Below are 17,981 nucleotides of genomic sequence, written 5' to 3' on the forward strand. Positions count from 1 at the left end.
TATAACTACTTATACTTTTTATAATAATCTTATATATGATTTTTCTAGATTTAATTTTAATTTACTTTTTCATAAATACTACACTGTAAATTGGTTCTATTAAAATTTATGCTGTTCTACAATTCCATAAAACAGGGTATAAATCCATAGGATTTATACCCTAAATATATTATTTCTTATATTAAGCTATATATCTATGCATAATTTGTCGATATTTTCCATAATTATGCAATTTATCAGTGTTTTTTCACTATACATATAGTAACTTAATAACTTTATACCTGTCAATATATTTGTTACAAAAATCCCAACCATTTACATATTTTTTAAAGATTAATATTAAAAAACCCATTTCATTATAATATTCACATTAATCTCTTTATAAAATAAATATTATTATAAAATAGATATTATTATGAAATGAATATCATTATAATATATTTATTTTGTAATAATATTCATTCAGGCTTTAATGTATAATTTATGGCTTAAAAAAGTGATTTTTTCTAATAAAGGATACATAAATGTGAGAAAATGCTTGATCCTCAGATTATGGACAATTATATATGCTTAAAATATAATTTTAATACCATTGATTTTATACATTTTTTGGATGTTACAGGGTTATATTTTATATTCTAAATATAATCCTAGATCCTAAGTTCCAATGTATTGCGCTATATGGTAAAATTATGAATAATATTTAAATATGCTTATGGAGGTTTTAATTATGAATATAACACTAAAGGAAAGAACTCCTTCTAGGGAAGAATACATAAGATTAAGAAAATCTGTAGGTTGGAAAATACTTGATGATAAAAGTATTGAAGTAGGTCTTAAAAACTCTTTATATTGTATATGCTTAGAATACAATCATAGTATCATTGGATTTGGAAGAATTATTGGAGACTCTGGAACTGTATTTTATATTCAAGATATAATAGTAGACCCTAAGTTCCAAGGTATAAAATTAGGTAGTAAAATTATGAATGCTTTAATAAATCATATAAAAACCAATTATTCAAAGGAGGCCATTATTGGCTTGATTGCCTTTAAAGACCTAGATAAATTCTATAAAAGTTTTGGATTTCACTGTAGTGAAAATAATGGATTTTATAGATTATCTTAATTTAACTATCTCAAGAAATTAAATTATGTTAAATTTGAAAATAATTATTGGAGGGTTAATTTATGAGTAATTATTTAATAGAAGTAGCTAAAAAACTTCAAGCCTTATCTCAATCTGGACTGACTTATTGTAAGGATAAGTATGATATAGAGAGATATGAAGAACTTAGATATCTTAGCTCTGAAATTATGAATAAAATCTCTCACACTCCCATAGAAGAAATTAAAGACTTATTTGCTAGAGAAACTGGTTATGCAACTCCTAAAGTAGATATAAGAGGGGTTGTATTTAAGGATAATAAAGTTCTTATGGTTAAAGAAGAATTAGATAATAAATGGTCCTTACCTGGAGGATGGGCTGATGTGGGACTATCCCCTTCTGAAATTATAGTTAAAGAAATTAAGGAAGAGGCATCTATTTTAACAAAGCCTAAAAAGCTTCTTGCTGTTCTTGATAAAAAATGTCATCCTCACCCGCCATCCCCTTATCATACATATAAACTTTTCATATTATGTGAATTTCTATCTGGAGAGATATGCCCTGGCATTGAAACCAGTGATGTAGGTTTTTTCTCCCTAGAGGAATTGCCTCCTCTTTCATTAGGTAGAAATACTAGAACTCAAATAGAGATGATTTTCGACTTTTTAACTGATCCTAATAAAGACACCATATTTGATTAATTATACTTGTAACTATATAATTTCTTCTATCTTTTAAGGTATATACCTCCTTATAATCATTAAAGAGGTATATACCTTAAATATAAATATCTAAACCCTATACCCATTCATATCATAGTCTCATTTATAAACTAATGGATTATATATAAATATAAAGAAGTTGTCCTATTATATACTTAATTCATAATATGATTAGTAAAATATATTTTTAATTAATTCTCACCTCATTTACTCATATAAAATTTTATCCACTGGAAAAATATGTTATTATATTGTACAATAATATTATCTAAATCATATTCTTCTCTCTTATATTTCTTAATTTTAAGGCTATAATCATAGTAAATTCTTTATTTAAATAAAATATTTCTAACTTATCTAATCTTATCTAACTTAGTTTTAATTCATATTTTAAAAATTTATTAGGAGGTACCCTATGGAGAAAGCAAAAAAGTATTTGCTAAGTATATTTATAATATTAATTATAATAAGTGGATATCTAATATTTTTTGTTCCTACAGATTTAAATGTTTTACCTGAAACCTTACTTGCTGAAAGCACTGAAGAGAATCCATTAGAAAAAATTTATATTGCTAAGGAAAGTATGCACTTTATAAATGGTCCAATTCCTAAAACCTACCTTAAAAAATTTAATAAGACTGCTAAAGAAGATCTTATTGGCAAATCTCAAGATTTTGTACTAAATACCTTTGGTAATCCTACCTATGAAGTAACCTATAAAGAAATATATAAAGACAAAGAATCCATAAAAAAAGTTTATTTATATATACCTAAACTTCCAGAAGAAGAAGCAGATAGCTCTGCCCTATTTATAGTTATGAAAAATGAATTAGTATATGACTATACCATAGATGAGTTTACTGGATTTTCTGAAGATACTCCCATAGATATATTTAAAAAATTCAAATAAGTTTTTATGTGCTTTTAAAAGTTTATAAACTAAAGAGAGTAATCTAAGTAATACAAGTTACCTCTTACTCTCTTTTGTATTTCTCATTATATATACCATTATTATACTAACACTGATTACTCATATTCGAACTCAAGAAATTTTTTTTAAATTTTTAAACTGTTCTGTTTTGTAAATTTCTTCAAATGACCCTTTTTGAATTATTTCTCCATTTTCCATAAGAAGTATTTCATCAAATTTGCGTAAGTCCTCCGATAATTTATGAGTAACCATTATTATAGTTTTATCCTTCATATTAAGAAGAGTATCCTCTAATAATTCAGTTGTTTTTGCATCAATGGCTGAAAAAGGTTCATCCATAAGACATATATCTGTATTTGCAGTGAGCATTCTTATAATTGCTAATGTCTGTTTCTCCCCTCCACTTAACTTATCAGAATTATTTTTAGATCTTATAACATCTACTATATTAAGTTTTAATTTATTAGTTGTGTTATTTACATCTGATTCACTGTAAGAGGAAAACACTGTGGCATTGTCCATAAAGTCCCCTAAGAATATATGTTCATGTTGATTAAGGCAATACATAATACTCGCTGAATCTAAAGAATTTATATTTTCTCCATCAATTTTAATGATACCAGAGGTTGGGGTAATATAGTCCATAAGCATATTAATTAAAGTGGATTTTCCAGAACCATTATGTCCAATCAATGCATATTTCTTACCTTTTTCAAATTTACAACTAAGATTTTTTAATGAAAAACCTTTATAATCAAAGCTTACATTTTCAAATATAATATGGTCATTAAATTCCTTTTTAATAGTTAAGTTATCATTTGGAATTTCTTTTAGATAGGAAAGTATTTTCTCTTTTGTGTGCTTTAAAGAACTTACAGCATTAAAATCATACATAAAATCATTAATAGGTCCAATAAAACTATTAATATAACCAAAGGTGGCTACACATGTACCTAGGGTTATTTCCTTCTTAAATAATAAAACTGCTGCAATTATAAAAGCAACTGCACTTACAAAGTTTAAACTTAAATGCTCTAAAGCCATTGTTAAACATTTAAATTTACCATATTTAAATCTCATAGCAGTTGTTTTATTTAATGACTTCTCATGTTCTATATTCATACTATTTCTTGTTCTACTTTGAATAACTTTAAATCCTTCAAGAAAATCTTTAATTCTTGAAACATAAAGACCCATTTGATTTAAATAAGCATTTCGTTTATTAGCTAAATGATTTGAAGCAACCTTTGGGATTATTATGGTAAATACAGATCCTAAAAGTATTACAATTGAAATTCTCCAATCTACATTTAAGAATAAAAATATACCAAAGATTATAATTTTATTAGTAGCTTGTATTATATCTACCAAGGGTGTTAAATAATCTTGTTCAAGAGCTGTTATATCATTTCCTTGAATAGATATATATTCTCCAATCTCCTTTTTAGAAAACTCCTCATATTTATAACTGAAAATCGATCTAAAGAAATCTTTTTTTAATGATTGCTCAAATTTCAAATTACCCTTCCAGTTAAAAATCATTGATAAATAACAAAACACCACTTCTAATAACAGACATATAGCATATATAACTATTATTGTAACAAAAGAATTTATTCTCACATCATCACCTGTTAACAAATCAAATAACTGTTTTTGTAGTGCTGGTAATGCCGCTATGGATAATGCCATAATTCCATCACATAAAACCCTCATAAAAATAAAAAACTTTATTTGATACAAATATTTTTTCAAGTGTATTCCCCTCTCTATGCAACCAATTAATGTTAAATCATTAAAAACAGTATACCATTTTATTATTTATTTTCAATATTTTTCAAATAAATTGTCTTTCTAGATTTCTACTGAAGCGCTAGTAGACTCTTTATTCTAATTCAGAAAATTTCTCCTAACATATTGGACTCTAAAAATCTATTTATTATTCTATCTTAACTACTAAAACCTAATATAAAATAAATTAGCCTATATATTAGATTGCAAAGCAATTTAATATATAGGCTTTCATATATAATCAAAATTCAATCATATATTTTACTTTATAAAAAGTTTTATTTCATAAATTCATACCGTGCTTATCCCATTACTGCCGTATTTAATTTCTAAATACTAATAATATAACCATTACTATTTTCATACCTAAAAATAAGATGTTTTAATCTTCAAATCAATAGAACTATCTCTTATAGAAAGTCTCTTACGATTTCCATAAATCGGTTTATAGAGGTTTATATTTACTAACTAGTGGCTTTTTTTCTTTTATTCTTTACAGCTGCTCTAAACATATTTATAGAAGTATATATTAAAACAACTATTACAAGCCATTTTAACACTACCATATTCATATTTTTAACAAGATAAACAGCTATAAATACGCCTACAAGACCAAATAATGTAATTGCCATGGAAGCTTTTCTATCATATACTCCCTTTGATACAAACTTAACTGAAGCAACCGGCATTACAAAAGCAGCAGATCCCATAATTATAGGAAATGCAAGCTTTGGATCCATTCCAAGGGCGCATACCAAAGCCATACAAGGTGCTACAAGACCTATACCTAAAGTCATTAATGCTCCAAGTACAAAGTTTACCATTACAGCAAATATAAGCTTTCCACCATATAATCCTGATGCTGTTCCACCTACTGGCATAAGGTTAAGTTGTCCTAAAAGAATGGTTAATGCAACCATAGCCAAAGCTATTCCCATACCTATTTGTACCTTTTTCTCATCAAACTTTGACACTATTCCAGCTCCAACAAAAGCTCCTATTGCTGCTGATATTAGCATAGAAAATAAGGTTAAAGCATCAACCTTTATAACAGTTATAAATATCATAGCTTGCACAACTACTGGGATAGTACAAGATACATTAAGAGTTCCTGGTAGGGTTTTATCTTCTGATAACTTAAAGAATCTAAGTATTGCCATTAATATTGCAAACCCTCCGATTCCTAAGGCTCCTAAAAAATTTGTTATGAGTCCTGAAAGACCTAAGGCTAAAAAGTTTCCCTTTTCTAGCTTACCTTCCTTCTTAGTTTTTATGAAATCTTTTACAAATAATATTCCAAAATATAAAGTTATACATATAAGTATAGCAAATACAACCTGTGTCATAACACTTCCCCCTAATTTTATAAACTTTAAGTGGTTATCTATTTTTAATCCTTGTTATTCACTTATTATATTTTTAAACACTATCTTTCTAAAATATTGTTTATCTCCCTTATAAAATTATTAGAATTCTATTTATGATCTATCCTTGGATGTAGAAAATTTTACTGAGCTTTAATATAGAACGAATCTTCCTCCAGATGGTGTTCTCTACACAATCTGAAGGTTAGATGAGTTAATCTAGTGGCATAGCAACTGTTATTCCCTACCTTTAGAGGATGGTGGTGTTACAGCCCTAGCCATAAGATGAATGTGAGTACATAAATTTTCAGGATAAACCCCTAAGATACTAACATTATAAGGGAGACTTAGAAATTTAAAATATATCTTTGTGAAAATTAAGTTTTATGGGCTTTAATAATTTTATTTTTTATTAATCTAGATTATATTCTCTTGCCTCTTCTTCCCCTTTAAGAACTCTTAATGTACCTAAAGCAAGGGATTCAAGTTCATTTTCTCCTGGTACAATATAAGTAGGGGCAATAAATTCTACCCTGTCCTTAATCCAACCAGTCATAAGTTTTGAGTGAGCTATTCCTCCAGTTATTATTACCCCATCTACTTTTCCATTAACAACTGTAGAAAGTTCTCCAATTCCTTTGGCAATTTGATATGCCATAGCCTCATACACAAGCTTTGCATAATCATCTCCATCTTTTATTCTTCCTTCTACTTCTAAAGCATTACTAGTATCTAAATAAGATATTAGTCCACCTTTTCCTCTTAGCTTCTTCTTCATAATCTTTTCATCATTTTTATAGCAAAGGCTTATTAAATCTTTACACGGAACCCTACCAGCCCTTTCTGGAGAAAAAGGACCCTCATCATCAGAAACTATATCTATTATTTTTCCACCTTTATGAATACTAATAGATATACCTCCCCCTAAATGAGCTACAATAAGATTTAATTCTCCATAAGGCTTTCCTATGGTTTCAGATACTTTCATAGCCACTGCTCTCATATTTAATACATGAGAAAAACTCTTTCTTTCAATATCCTTCATTCCAGAAATTCTAGCTATGGCCTCTAATTCATCTACAGCTACGGAATCATAAATATAAGATTCTATTCCTAGTTTTTGTGATATACTAAAGGCTATTATAGCCGCTAGGTTAGAAGCATGCTCCACAACTGGGTTGTATTTAAGTCTATTTACCATAGCTTCGTTTACTCTGTAAGCTCCTGACTTTACAGGCGGAAGAAGTCCCCCTCTCCCAACTACTGCTGATAATTCATTTATATCAAAGTTATTTTCCCTTAATATATTTAGAATTTCTTCATATCTCATTTCAAATTGATCTACAATATTATCATACTTGGCTAGCTGTTCTGAGGCATGTTCTATATTCTTTTGAAAAACTTCCTTATTATCCTCATACACAGCAACCTTTGTGGATGTAGATCCTGGATTTATAGCAAGTATTTTAAAACTCATAGTAATCCCCCTAATCTTTCTTTGATACTGCTGCTGCTAGGGCAATAGATAAATATTTCTCCTCTGCACTAGATCCTCTAGATGTAAGAACTATAGGAACCTTAGCTCCAACAATTAACCCTGCCATCTTAGCATTAGCAGAATGAATAAGAGCCTTTCCTAGAATATTTCCTGCAGTTATATTAGGAACTACTAAAATATCAGCCTCTCCTACTACCGGACTTGAAAAACCTTTTATCTCTGCCGCTTCCTTGCTGAAAGTTAAATCATAAGATATAGGTCCTTCTACAAAACAGTTTTTTATAACTCCATCTTCATTCATATTCTTTAACGCTTTAGCATCCACTGATTCAATCATTTTAGGATTAACATTTTCAACTGCTGCTAAAACTGCTACATTAGGCTTTTCATAGCCTAGGTTTAATAAAGTATTAACTGCATTATCAATGATTTGTTTCTTTTCTTCTAGACTAGGATTTAGATTCATGCCCCCATCTGTAGTTATTAAAATCTTGTGATAGGTAGGTACTTCATTAATAGCTATATGAGAAATTATGCTTCCTGTTCTAAGTCCTTTTTCTCTATTAACTACAGCCTTTAAAAGATCTTTAGTCTGAATTTTACCCTTCATTAAGAAGTCTGCCTTACCTATGTTTATTAGTTCTACACCTTTTTCTGCTGCCTCACTATGGTCACATATATCTATGATGTTTTCATGGTCTATATTTCTATTTAAGTTATCTAGAACTTCTTTTATTGCCTTTTTATTCCCTATAAGTATAGGGTCTACTATATTATTATCTACCCCTTGAAAAACAGCTTCTAGGGTATGCTCATCTTCTGCTACAACTACTGCTACTTTCTTCTTAGCTGTAAAGCCTTGTACTTTTTTTATTAATTCATTAAAATCCTTTAAAGCCATAATCCTTCTCCTTTTTACCCTCTAGTAGAAAATACTCTTTAGATAATAGGGGTTGCTTTATACCATGTAACTATTTTTAGTAAATTTTGAAATCATTCTATAACTAATCACATAGCATAAAATCCCCAATTATCTATAAGTTTTTAATTTATTAAAATAATTTTTATTGTCCTAATTCCATACCTAATTTTAAAGCCTTTAAGTTTATATCAATAAACTTCTCTTTAACATTTTCTTTTACTATGCTCTCCCACTCTATTTCAGTTAGGTTCATAGATTTAATTAATGTCCCTAAAAGAATGATGTTCATAGTCTTAATGTTTCCAATTTCTTCTGCAAGCTTTGATGCAGCTACAACTGTTGTATTAGCTCTTCTTTTTAATTCATCTATAACATTAACTGGATAGTCAAATTTTCCTGATAGTATTGGAGCTGAAGGTATTTTATAATCGTTAACTACCACCTTTCCTCCAACCTTTAGATTTTCAATCCATCTTAAGGCTTCCATTGCTTCAAAGGAAACTATTATATCTGCTTGTCCTGTTCCTATTATAGGAGAGAAAACTTCCTTGCCATATCTTACTTGAGTAGTAACACTTCCCCCTCTTTGTGCCATACCATGAACCTCTGACATCTTAACATCATATCCTGCCTTTAAAAGACCTGCAGATAATATCTTACTTGCTAATATTGTTCCTTGTCCTCCAACACCTACTAATAATACGCTCTTTATATCTGACATCTTATTCACCAACCTTACTTATAGCTTTTACTGGACATACTTGCTTACAAACTTCACAACCAACACATTGGTTCTTATCTATAGTTACCTTCTTAGTATCCTTATCATAGTGTAATGAAGGGCATCCTGTTCTAACGCAAGCTCTACATCCCACACACTTATCACTTACCACACATTTTGAGAACTTATCTCCAAATTCTTTCTTATCAGCCTCTGACTTTCTCTTTAATACGCATGGCCATCTAGTTATTATTACGCTAACCTCATCTAATTCCATTGCCTTATTAAGAGTTTCTCTTACTTCTTCTAAGTTAAGAGGATTTACAGTTTTAACATGTTCTACCCCAACAGCTTTTACTAATGCTTCTATATCTATTATGCTAGTTTCTTCTCCTTGAAGGGTATAACCTGTACCAGGGTTTTCTTGGTGACCTGTCATACCAGTGATTCTGTTATCAAGTATGCATACTACAGTGTTGCTTTTATTATAAACAGCACTTATAAGGCTGTTTATTCCTGTATGGAAGAAAGTAGAGTCACCTATAACTGATACTGTTCTCATATTCTCATTAAATTTATTGAATACTTTTTGAGCACCATGTCCCATACTGATACTAGCTCCCATACATATACAAGTATCCTTAGCATATAAAGGATCCATACCACCTAATGCATAACACCCTATATCTCCTGTTATCATTACATTTTTCTTTTTAGCAAGTTCTACAAAGAATCCTCTATGAGGACATCCTGCACAAAGTGTTGGTGGTCTACCTACAACTAATTCTTTATCGTACTCAATTACTTCTCTTTTTTCTCCTAAAATAGCCTCAGCAATTATATCTGGATTTAACTCCCCTACTCTTGGAATTAATTCTTTACCTGTACACTGAATTCCAGAAGCTTTAATTTGCTCTTCCATAAATGGCTCAAGTTCTTCTATTACATATAACTTCTCAACTTGAGATGCAAATTCTCTAATCTTATTCATTGGCATTGGATAACTAAATCCTACCTTAAAGTAAGATGCCTTATCTCCAAAGACTTCTTTAGCATATTGGTAAGCTACTCCTGCAGCAACTATTCCTATCTTTTTATCATTAAATTCTACATAGTTTAACTCAGTATTATTAGAGAAATCTTCTAATGTTTTAAGTCTCTCTTCTACCACAACATGTAACCTTTTAGCTACTGCTGGTACAGCATCAAACTTCTGAAGATTCTTTACATATGGCTTCTTAGTTTGTGCTATTCTTTCTCCCTCTTCTACAAGAGTCTTACCATGACATACTCTTGTAGTCATTCTTAAAAGTACTGGTGTATCAAATTTTTCACTTATATCTAAAGCAGCCTTAACCATGTCTTTACTCTCTTGGCTGTTACTTGGCTCTAACATTGCTAATTTAGCAAACTTTGCATAGTTTCTGTTATCTTGCTCATTTTGTGATGAGTGTAATCCTGGATCGTCTGCTGATATTAAAACAAGTCCCCCGTTAACTCCAGTATAAGCAAAAGTAAATAATGGGTCTGCTGCAACGTTTACTCCAACATGCTTCATAGCTGCTAAAGTTCTAGCTCCTGCAATAGAAGCTCCTATAGCATTCTCTAAAGCAACTTTTTCATTTGAAGCCCATTCAGCTATTATTTCTCCCTTATATGCAGAAATATTCTCTAATATCTCTGTACTTGGAGTTCCTGGATATGCACTAGCATAGCTTACTCCTGCCTCATAAGCACCAAGGGCGATTCCCTCATTACCTGTAAGTAATTTTTTCATACAAACACTCCCCTTTAATCATTCATAAATCACTATTTTATGTAAGACAGATGGATAACACTTAATGAAAGAAAGCTAATGCATTCTGTGTATTTAAATAAATATACTCTATCTTAAATCTTACAACTAAAGGTTTACTTTTTAATAAATCTTTAAAGCTCCATAACACAAAATACACTAACTTAGCCATTAGTTATCCTTAAACATGTCTAAGGTGTGATTATAAAAACTTCATTGTATTCATAATCTGTAAAATACTAAAGCAACTCCTATGCCAATATGAAATAGTTTTCAAAATTTATTATTTGAAACTTAAAACTTTTTCCTTTTAATTCCACAAACTTAGAAAATAGTGTCTATATATAGATTTTTTAAGTTCATCATAAATCTCTTAAATACAAGGTTATAATGTTCTTCTCTCCCATTATCTCTTCTTAAACTTATTTCCAATAAACATAAAACTAATAAGAAACTTTTTTTAATAAAACTTTATCTTTTATATGGATTTTTCCTAGCTTTCTGATTATAAGTCTATGTAATCGGTTCAATAGGTTCAATGGGTTATATTATTCTCCCTTTTACCCCATAAAAAAGACTATCTCATAATACATATCTATGCATTATGAAATAGTCCTTAATTTCCCTATAAACACTTCTTAATTATTAACTTACCTTTCCAATTATCTTTACATTATTCTTATAAGATAAACCTTTAGCTTATATATTAAAATATTTAATAAGCCTATCTATTTTCCATATAGTCTAAAAAGCTTATTCCAAACTCTGTTATAAGGGTTCCCCCTCTTCCTTTAAATATCTCAACAATTCCATATTCTTCTAAGCTTCCTAGTATTCCTCTTATCTCTTGTTCAGTTATAAAAACATTTTTATTGTTAAGCCCTTCTAAAATACTTCTTCTTCCTAATCTTTTATTTTTATAAAAACCTTCTTTTAGTTCCTCTAATACTAGTATGTGTCGATTGAAATGTTTTCCTAAACTCTTAGCTATATTATTAAATAGCTCCTTATCTTCATCTTCATATATCTCTCTATTTCTATCTTCATATAAATTCTTATTTTTCTCTTTTTTATAGTCTCTAAAAGACTTATCCACATTAAAAGGTAAATCTGCTACACTAACCTCACTTATTTCCAGGCTAGTTATATGTTCTATATAATTTCTAAGTTCTCTAATATTTCCTCTCCAGTTATGTTCTAAAAAAGCTGTTTTAGCTTCATCACTTAACTTAAAGTCAAATCTAAATTCTCTTTTAAATTTTTCTATAAGAAGCATTATGTCATCTTTTCTATGATTTAATCTAGGCACATGAAGTTTAAGTACATTTAATCTATAATATAAGTCTTCCCTAAATTCCCCCTTATCCACCATATCTAATAAATCTTTGTGGGTGGCTGCTATTAAACGTATATCTACATTTATCATCCTGTCCCCACCTATTCTCATAACCTCTCTTTCTTGAAGAACTCTTAAAAGCCTTGCTTGTATATTTAAAGACATTTCTCCAATTTCGTCTAAAAACAAAGTTCCCCTATGAGCTAATTCAAAAAGTCCTGGTTTTCCTCCCTTACGTGCTCCTGTGAAAGCCCCATCTTCATACCCAAATAATTCACTTTCTAAAAGACTTTCAGGCAATGCTCCACAATTTACAGCTACAAACTGATACTCTCTCCTTTTAGAACTATTATGAATAGCTTGGGCAAAAAGCTCCTTACCAGTACCACTTTCCCCTGTTATAACTATGGTAGAGTTAGATTTCGCCATCTTTAAGGCATCATCCTTTGCCTTTTTTATAACTTCACTTTCTCCAATTATATTATTAAAACTGTATTTTGCCTTATATCCCCTTCCAATTAAAGCAACTCTTAGTTTATGCTGCTTTAATTCTGCCTCACTAAATTTTTTAATAATGGCTACTGCACCATAAGGTCTCTTAGAATTAATTATAGGAATAACTGACATTATTACATCGTGGTTATGTATTTTTATAAGTCTATCTTTAATTTCTTTTCTTGTTTTAATAACCTCTAGAAAAGGTATATCTGAAAATACTTCTATCCCATTTCTACTATAAGCTTCCTCATCACTAACCTTCATTATTTCCTGTGCTCCCTCTGTGTAAGAAAGTACATGTCCCTTTGGATCTATAACTATAACCCCATCATCTATAACCTTAAGTAATTCCTCTAACTGTCCATTAAATTTATTCAGCTTAGTAAGTACCCTTTGAAGTCCAATATTAGCTGGAACAAAATCCTTATAATTTCTTCTTATATCTTTTCTAGCTATTATATGATCTAGGTTTAATCTAAATCCAATATTTATTATGGTAATACCATCTAAAAAACTACTTCCAATATTTATTACCCTATTTCTTTTAATAATATTAGATTTTAAGTGACTTAAAGTTACTATAATTTTATTTTCAAGAGTTTTACTCTCTTCTAAAGATACTGGTATAATATTTAATCTTCTAAGTCCTACTTCATAAATTATTGATGTCATTGCAGTTGCCATATCTATATTTTCATCTACAAATATTATTTCTGTATCTTTTTCAAGATTAGCTAAGGTTTTTAATCCTTCTTTTGAAATGGTTCTTTTATAAAATAAAACCTGACTACTAGAACTTATATTAGATTTTATCCTTTGAAATACGTCATAAGACGGAATTAGTATTAAATCTTCCTTTAAATTATCTTTAATTGCATTATCATTAATTATATATTTATTAACCCTAACATTATTCTCAAATAAACTTTCTATTTGCTCACAATATACATTAGCTGTTTCTAAGGCATTACTTATAAGAGCTAAAGTTTTTTCCATTGTTTCCCCCTCTTTTCCCCTTTGTTTAAATAATTAATTTTTAAGATTACATTTTACTATGTAATTTCTATACACCTTAATTATTTCCTCTTATATAAAACACATATTAAATAATATTTATATGCCCTTTAATTTCTCTAAGGATAAAATCTGCAAAATCAACTAATTCCTCTGAACTAAATTCTATTTTCTTATCCTTATTCTCATACAATTCCATAGCTGACTTTACAATTTCCTTATATCTTTTATTCATATTAGAATAAGCCCATTGTCCTCCTTCTTTTTTAGAGCATATGGCTTCTTCTTTTAAGTAATATAATACTCTACATAAATTAAGAATATTATATATAGGGTTCTCTACTATACTCTCCCTTGCCCCTTCAATATCTCCTATAATAGAATCAATATAATACTCCTTTGGAACTTCCTGAAATACTTCTTCTATAGGTTTTCCTACTAGGCAAATCCCTCTTTTCCTTGTTATCACCATATGGGCTGCTAGATCCTTGTCCACAGAATTCCCGCAGATAAATTCAGAATCACTTAAATATCTATAATTATATTCCTTTGAATAGTGAAGTAAAAAAGGTGTTGGATAAATAAAATTCTTACTGTGCTTATAGAGGATGACACTTACTTCAAATCCCTTTTCAGGCCCATCTTTAGATAATTCTAAGATCACATTAATAAGTTTTCTTTTAATTTCTAATTCCATATCTTTATTAACCACTACTAAAATATCTATATCACTGGTGTAATAATTAAAACATCCCATGGCTAACGAACCATGAAGATAAATACCCACAAGGTTTTCTCTAAGTATATTACAATATTTATTTTTAAATTCCTTTAATATATTTTCTATAGTTCTCATAAATACCTCTCTTTTATTCATTGCTACTTAAAATAACTTTATAAATGCTCTTATCTGATGGCTACCACCTGTAATCCCCTATCCTCTGAGAGGTTGGGGATAACAGTTGCGACAACCCTAGATTAACTCATCTAACCTTCAGATGATGGAAAGAACACCATCTGAAGGAAGATTCGTTCTAGAAAAAGAATTCCTATTAATATAGCATATATAACTACCTTAATTCTTGAATCTTTATTATTTCTTTTTAAATTCATAAAAATCATTGCAAGGAGTGCAGAACCAAATGAGATAAATATAATTACAGCTGATGCTACCTGATTAAACGGCTTAAACTGAGCTATTAATATACTTCCAAACAATACTATTAGACTTATTGTCCAAAGAATAGATATTTTATATTTATTTATTATGCTAAACATATTTCCCTCCTAATATCTTACCTAAAACTTTCTTTATCTAAATACATTGACTCTTACAGTTTAAGAATAGAACTTATACTATACATCTCTATTGTACCAATTTTATCCTTATATGTCTTATCTTATATACCTCATCTTATGTTCTTATATATTTCTTAGACTTTAATTAATTTCAATTTATAGATACAATAGTATTAATTACATAATGAACTAATAAAGGAGTCGTGTTAAGTGGAAAAACTTTATTATGAAAATCAATATATTAAAGAGTTTGTGGCAGAGGTTTTAGATATAAAAGAAATAGATAATAAATTTCACGTGGTTCTAGATAAAACAGCTTTCTTTCCTGGCGGAGGAGGTCAACCTTGTGATGAAGGACTTATAGAGAACCTTCCAGTTATAGAGATCTATGAAAAGGATGGAGTTATATATCATGTTACTGAAAAAAAGCCTATTAAAATTCATAGAGTTAAATGCTCTCTAGATTGGAAAAAGAGATTTGATGGTATGCAGCAACATCTAGGCCAGCATGTACTTTCCGGATGCTTCTTTAAACTTTTTAATGCTAATACTTGTGGTTTTCACCTAGGTAAAGATATTAGTACAGTAGATATAGAAGGTATATTAGATGAAGAAACCATTAGAAAAGCTGAAACTATGGCAAATGAGATTATTCACAGTAATATAAAGGTAGAATTTTTAACACCAAATAAAAAAGAACTAAAAAAACTAAATCTAAGACGAGATCTTCCAAAAACAGATGAGCAAATAAGAGTAGTTATAATAGAAGATTTAGATATAAATGCTTGCTGTGGAGTCCACCCTTCCTCAACCCTAGAACTTCAAACTATAAAAATAAGAAAATGGGAAAAACATAAGAATGCTACTAGAGTAGAATTCTTAACAGGTAATAGAGCTGTTCAGGACTCTCTAAAAAAAGATCATTATATGAATCTTATATGTAGATATTTAAATACCAACGAAGAAGATGCTATAAAGGGAATTAAAAGCTTACATGAAGAACTTAAAAACGCTATAGAAGTCAATAAAAAATCCTTAGTAGAGCTAACTAACTATAAAACTCGTGAAATCATAGATTCTGCTGAGAAAATAGATGATATATCCATAGTTAAAGAAATATATGATAATGAGGATATGAAATACATAAATAAGCTAGTTTCAAGGATCACAGAAAACCCTAAAACCATTGCTTTAATAGCAGTTAAATCTTCTGATAAGGCTAACTTAATATTTTCAAAATCAAAGGATATAAAAAACTTTAATATGAACACCCTTCTTAAGGACGTGATTACTTTAATTGATGGTAGAGGTGGTGGAAGTGAATTCCTAGCCCAAGGTGGTGGAAAAGACAATGGTAATATAGATTCTGCCTTAAATACTGCCTTTATAAAAATAAAAAACAGTTAATATAAAAAAGTAGCTAAACCTTAAAGGTCAGCTACTTTTTTTATATTGACTATTGTTGTTTTTTAGGCTCTCCTGTTTCTACAGGACCTGCTTCATTTCCAGTGTTTCCACTCCATTCATTCCATCCACCATCATAAACTGAAGCATTCTTAACTCCTATAACATCAGCATATAATAATACTTCTGCTGCTCTCCAGCCTGTTCCACAGAAGAAGGATAGTTTTTGATCAGGTTTAATATCCCATTCATTCCACATAGCTATTATTTCATCTTTATTACGCATAGTGTTATCTAAGTTTCTGTAATCTTGTAAGCTTGATGAATCCTTACCAGCATGACCCCAAACTGCTCCTGCTGGACGTCCTGTTGCCTTAATATAATCATATCCTGAGATTTTACCTATATGTTCATCCCATGCTCTTATATCTACTAATCTACTGCCTTCTTTATCAGCTAATATTTCTTTAGCCTGAGGCATATCAATTATATATCCCTTATTTAATGGTGTAGTTGTTCCAAATGCTTCTACTGGAGTAGCTTTTTGTGACTCTTTTTCTAGCTCATATCCAGCTGCCTTCCATTTTGCAGTTCCACCATTTAATACTCTAACATCTTTAACTCCTAAATACTTTAATATAGAAGCAACTCTATATGCTGCTGTATTATCTGGCCCATATAATACTACTGTAGTATCTAATGTTATTCCCTTACCTTCAGCAAATTTTATAAGCTTATCATCTGAAAGACGGTTCCAAAGAGGTCCTTCTTCAATTTCATCAGTATTTATATGTACTGCTCCTTTTATATGACCATCTTTTAAATAGTCTGGTGATTTTGTTTCATCTCCCCAGCTAACCTCAAATACTTTGAAATCTTTTCCATTATAAGTTTCTGGTTTCTTTCCATCTACTAAGTCCTTTACCCATGATACAGGTACTACCATTTGATGATTTGGATAAGCTTCCATATCAAGACTTGTATCCTTAGCCCAATCCTTAACGTCATATGTATATAAATTTTTATATCCCTTTTTAGCTAAATACTCTGATACTTCCTTAGCATCTTTTCCATTGGCATCATAAAGAACTACATTCTTATCAGTTGATATTCCCTTAGTTTTTAAAGCCTCATCTAATGTAGCATCCTTTTCCTTAGAGTCCACCTTGAGCCAAGCAGAAGAAAAATCTGTTGCCCCTTTTATGTGTCCTCCTCTTGTTACCTCATCAAGTTTCCAACCATTAAAGGCATCATTCTCTCTTGTATCTACGATCACCCAATCACTTTTGCCTACCTTATCTTTAAGATCACTAGTAGAGATTGTTTTTGTATTAACTTCTACTTTAGGCTCCTCTTTTTTACCACATGCAGATAAAGCAAATATAGTTAAAGACAATCCTAAAACAACAGCTAAACTTCTTATTGTTTTACTCACCGTAATTTCCTCCTAAAACTTTAAACTTAATAAAAAATTCTAAAGTGTATCTTATATCCTTAAATATAAAAATTAAATAAGCTACTTAATAATCATATTTAAAGATATTATTATTATTAATCCTTTTTAATTTATTTTTTATT

Annotated in this window: 14 protein-coding genes; 4 read left to right on the plus strand and 10 right to left on the minus strand. The window is 29.6% G+C overall.

All coding sequences use genetic code 11. The annotated features are described in order from the left end of the window. Positions 1 to 730: 730 nt before the first annotated feature. From BR69_RS20800 to BR69_RS0117485, 3 genes are all read left to right on the plus strand, one after another. A complete protein-coding gene (locus tag BR69_RS20800; RefSeq protein WP_242840715.1) occupies positions 731 to 1,129 on the plus strand; it encodes a GNAT family N-acetyltransferase in 399 nt (132 codons plus the stop codon). A gap of 62 nt (positions 1,130 to 1,191) precedes the next feature. Next, positions 1,192 to 1,809 (plus strand): NUDIX hydrolase, encoded by a 618-nt coding sequence (locus BR69_RS0117480; protein ID WP_027634361.1) that lies wholly within the window; start codon positions 1,192 to 1,194, stop codon positions 1,807 to 1,809. A 436-nt stretch (positions 1,810 to 2,245) separates the two neighbouring features. Continuing rightward, entirely contained in the window at positions 2,246 to 2,740 is a 495-nt protein-coding gene (locus tag BR69_RS0117485; protein WP_027634362.1) for a hypothetical protein, read from the plus strand. Between the two features lie 132 nt (positions 2,741 to 2,872). On the opposite strand, the gene BR69_RS0117490 is transcribed toward BR69_RS0117485, so the two are convergent. The 9 genes from BR69_RS0117490 to BR69_RS0117530 all read right to left on the minus strand — a co-directional run bounded on the left by BR69_RS0117490 (position 2,873) and on the right by BR69_RS0117530 (position 14,978). Beyond that, the gene (locus tag BR69_RS0117490; RefSeq protein WP_027634363.1) at positions 2,873 to 4,516 is read right to left on the minus strand and encodes an ATP-binding cassette domain-containing protein; all 1,644 of its coding nucleotides are present in this window, start codon (positions 4,514 to 4,516) and stop codon (positions 2,873 to 2,875) included. A gap of 500 nt (positions 4,517 to 5,016) precedes the next feature. Then, entirely contained in the window at positions 5,017 to 5,898 is an 882-nt protein-coding gene (locus BR69_RS0117495) for a sulfite exporter TauE/SafE family protein (RefSeq protein WP_027634364.1), read from the minus strand. 430 nt (positions 5,899 to 6,328) lie between these two features. After that, positions 6,329 to 7,393, minus strand: a complete 1,065-nt coding sequence (gene buk / locus BR69_RS0117500; protein WP_027634365.1) for a butyrate kinase — start codon at positions 7,391 to 7,393, stop codon at positions 6,329 to 6,331. Between the two features lie 10 nt (positions 7,394 to 7,403). Continuing rightward, complete coding sequence (locus BR69_RS0117505; protein WP_027634366.1) at positions 7,404 to 8,315, minus strand: bifunctional enoyl-CoA hydratase/phosphate acetyltransferase; 912 nt, start codon at positions 8,313 to 8,315, stop codon at positions 7,404 to 7,406. Positions 8,316 to 8,478: 163 nt separating this feature from the next. Beyond that, positions 8,479 to 9,057: an indolepyruvate oxidoreductase subunit beta gene (locus tag BR69_RS0117510; RefSeq protein ID WP_027634367.1), complete on the minus strand. Its 579-nt coding sequence runs from the start codon at positions 9,055 to 9,057 to the stop codon at positions 8,479 to 8,481. 1 nt (position 9,058) lies between these two features. Continuing rightward, the gene (gene iorA / locus BR69_RS0117515) at positions 9,059 to 10,834 is read right to left on the minus strand and encodes an indolepyruvate ferredoxin oxidoreductase subunit alpha (RefSeq protein ID WP_027634368.1); all 1,776 of its coding nucleotides are present in this window, start codon (positions 10,832 to 10,834) and stop codon (positions 9,059 to 9,061) included. A 742-nt stretch (positions 10,835 to 11,576) separates the two neighbouring features. Continuing rightward, on the minus strand, positions 11,577 to 13,682 hold the full coding sequence (locus BR69_RS0117520) for a sigma-54 interaction domain-containing protein (RefSeq protein WP_027634369.1): 2,106 nt from the start codon (positions 13,680 to 13,682) through the stop codon (positions 11,577 to 11,579). Positions 13,683 to 13,788: 106 nt separating this feature from the next. Then, positions 13,789 to 14,556 carry an aminoglycoside adenylyltransferase domain-containing protein gene (locus BR69_RS0117525; RefSeq protein WP_034850100.1) on the minus strand — a complete coding sequence of 256 codons (768 nt, stop codon included), beginning with the start codon at positions 14,554 to 14,556 and terminating at the stop codon, positions 13,789 to 13,791. Positions 14,557 to 14,687: 131 nt separating this feature from the next. Further along, positions 14,688 to 14,978, minus strand: coding sequence for a hypothetical protein (locus tag BR69_RS0117530; RefSeq protein WP_027634371.1), 291 nt, complete (start codon positions 14,976 to 14,978; stop codon positions 14,688 to 14,690). A gap of 231 nt (positions 14,979 to 15,209) precedes the next feature. On the opposite strand from BR69_RS0117530, the gene BR69_RS0117535 reads away from it, so the two are divergent. Next, positions 15,210 to 16,406 (plus strand): alanyl-tRNA editing protein, encoded by a 1,197-nt coding sequence (locus BR69_RS0117535; protein WP_027634372.1) that lies wholly within the window; start codon positions 15,210 to 15,212, stop codon positions 16,404 to 16,406. Positions 16,407 to 16,455: 49 nt separating this feature from the next. On the opposite strand, the gene BR69_RS0117540 is transcribed toward BR69_RS0117535, so the two are convergent. Beyond that, on the minus strand, positions 16,456 to 17,838 hold the full coding sequence (locus BR69_RS0117540; protein ID WP_027634373.1) for a rhodanese-like domain-containing protein: 1,383 nt from the start codon (positions 17,836 to 17,838) through the stop codon (positions 16,456 to 16,458). Between the last annotated feature and the right edge of the window lie 143 nt (positions 17,839 to 17,981).

It is taken from the genome of Clostridium hydrogeniformans DSM 21757, assembly GCF_000686705.1.
In the GTDB taxonomy this organism is placed as follows: Bacteria; Bacillota; Clostridia; order Clostridiales; family Clostridiaceae; genus Clostridium_Z; species Clostridium_Z hydrogeniformans.

Coding starts and splice junctions, on each gene's coding strand:
- BR69_RS20800 (WP_242840715.1), top strand. CDS start 731: ATGAATATAACACTAAAGGAAAGAACTCCTTCTAGGGAAGAATACATA.
- BR69_RS0117480 (WP_027634361.1), top strand. CDS start 1,192: ATGAGTAATTATTTAATAGAAGTAGCTAAAAAACTTCAAGCCTTATCT.
- BR69_RS0117485 (WP_027634362.1), top strand. CDS start 2,246: ATGGAGAAAGCAAAAAAGTATTTGCTAAGTATATTTATAATATTAATT.
- BR69_RS0117495 (WP_027634364.1), bottom strand. CDS start 5,898: ATGACACAGGTTGTATTTGCTATACTTATATGTATAACTTTATATTTT.
- buk (WP_027634365.1), bottom strand. CDS start 7,393: ATGAGTTTTAAAATACTTGCTATAAATCCAGGATCTACATCCACAAAG.
- BR69_RS0117505 (WP_027634366.1), bottom strand. CDS start 8,315: ATGGCTTTAAAGGATTTTAATGAATTAATAAAAAAAGTACAAGGCTTT.
- BR69_RS0117510 (WP_027634367.1), bottom strand. CDS start 9,057: ATGTCAGATATAAAGAGCGTATTATTAGTAGGTGTTGGAGGACAAGGA.
- iorA (WP_027634368.1), bottom strand. CDS start 10,834: ATGAAAAAATTACTTACAGGTAATGAGGGAATCGCCCTTGGTGCTTAT.
- BR69_RS0117520 (WP_027634369.1), bottom strand. CDS start 13,682: ATGGAAAAAACTTTAGCTCTTATAAGTAATGCCTTAGAAACAGCTAAT.
- BR69_RS0117525 (WP_034850100.1), bottom strand. CDS start 14,556: ATGAGAACTATAGAAAATATATTAAAGGAATTTAAAAATAAATATTGT.
- BR69_RS0117530 (WP_027634371.1), bottom strand. CDS start 14,978: ATGTTTAGCATAATAAATAAATATAAAATATCTATTCTTTGGACAATA.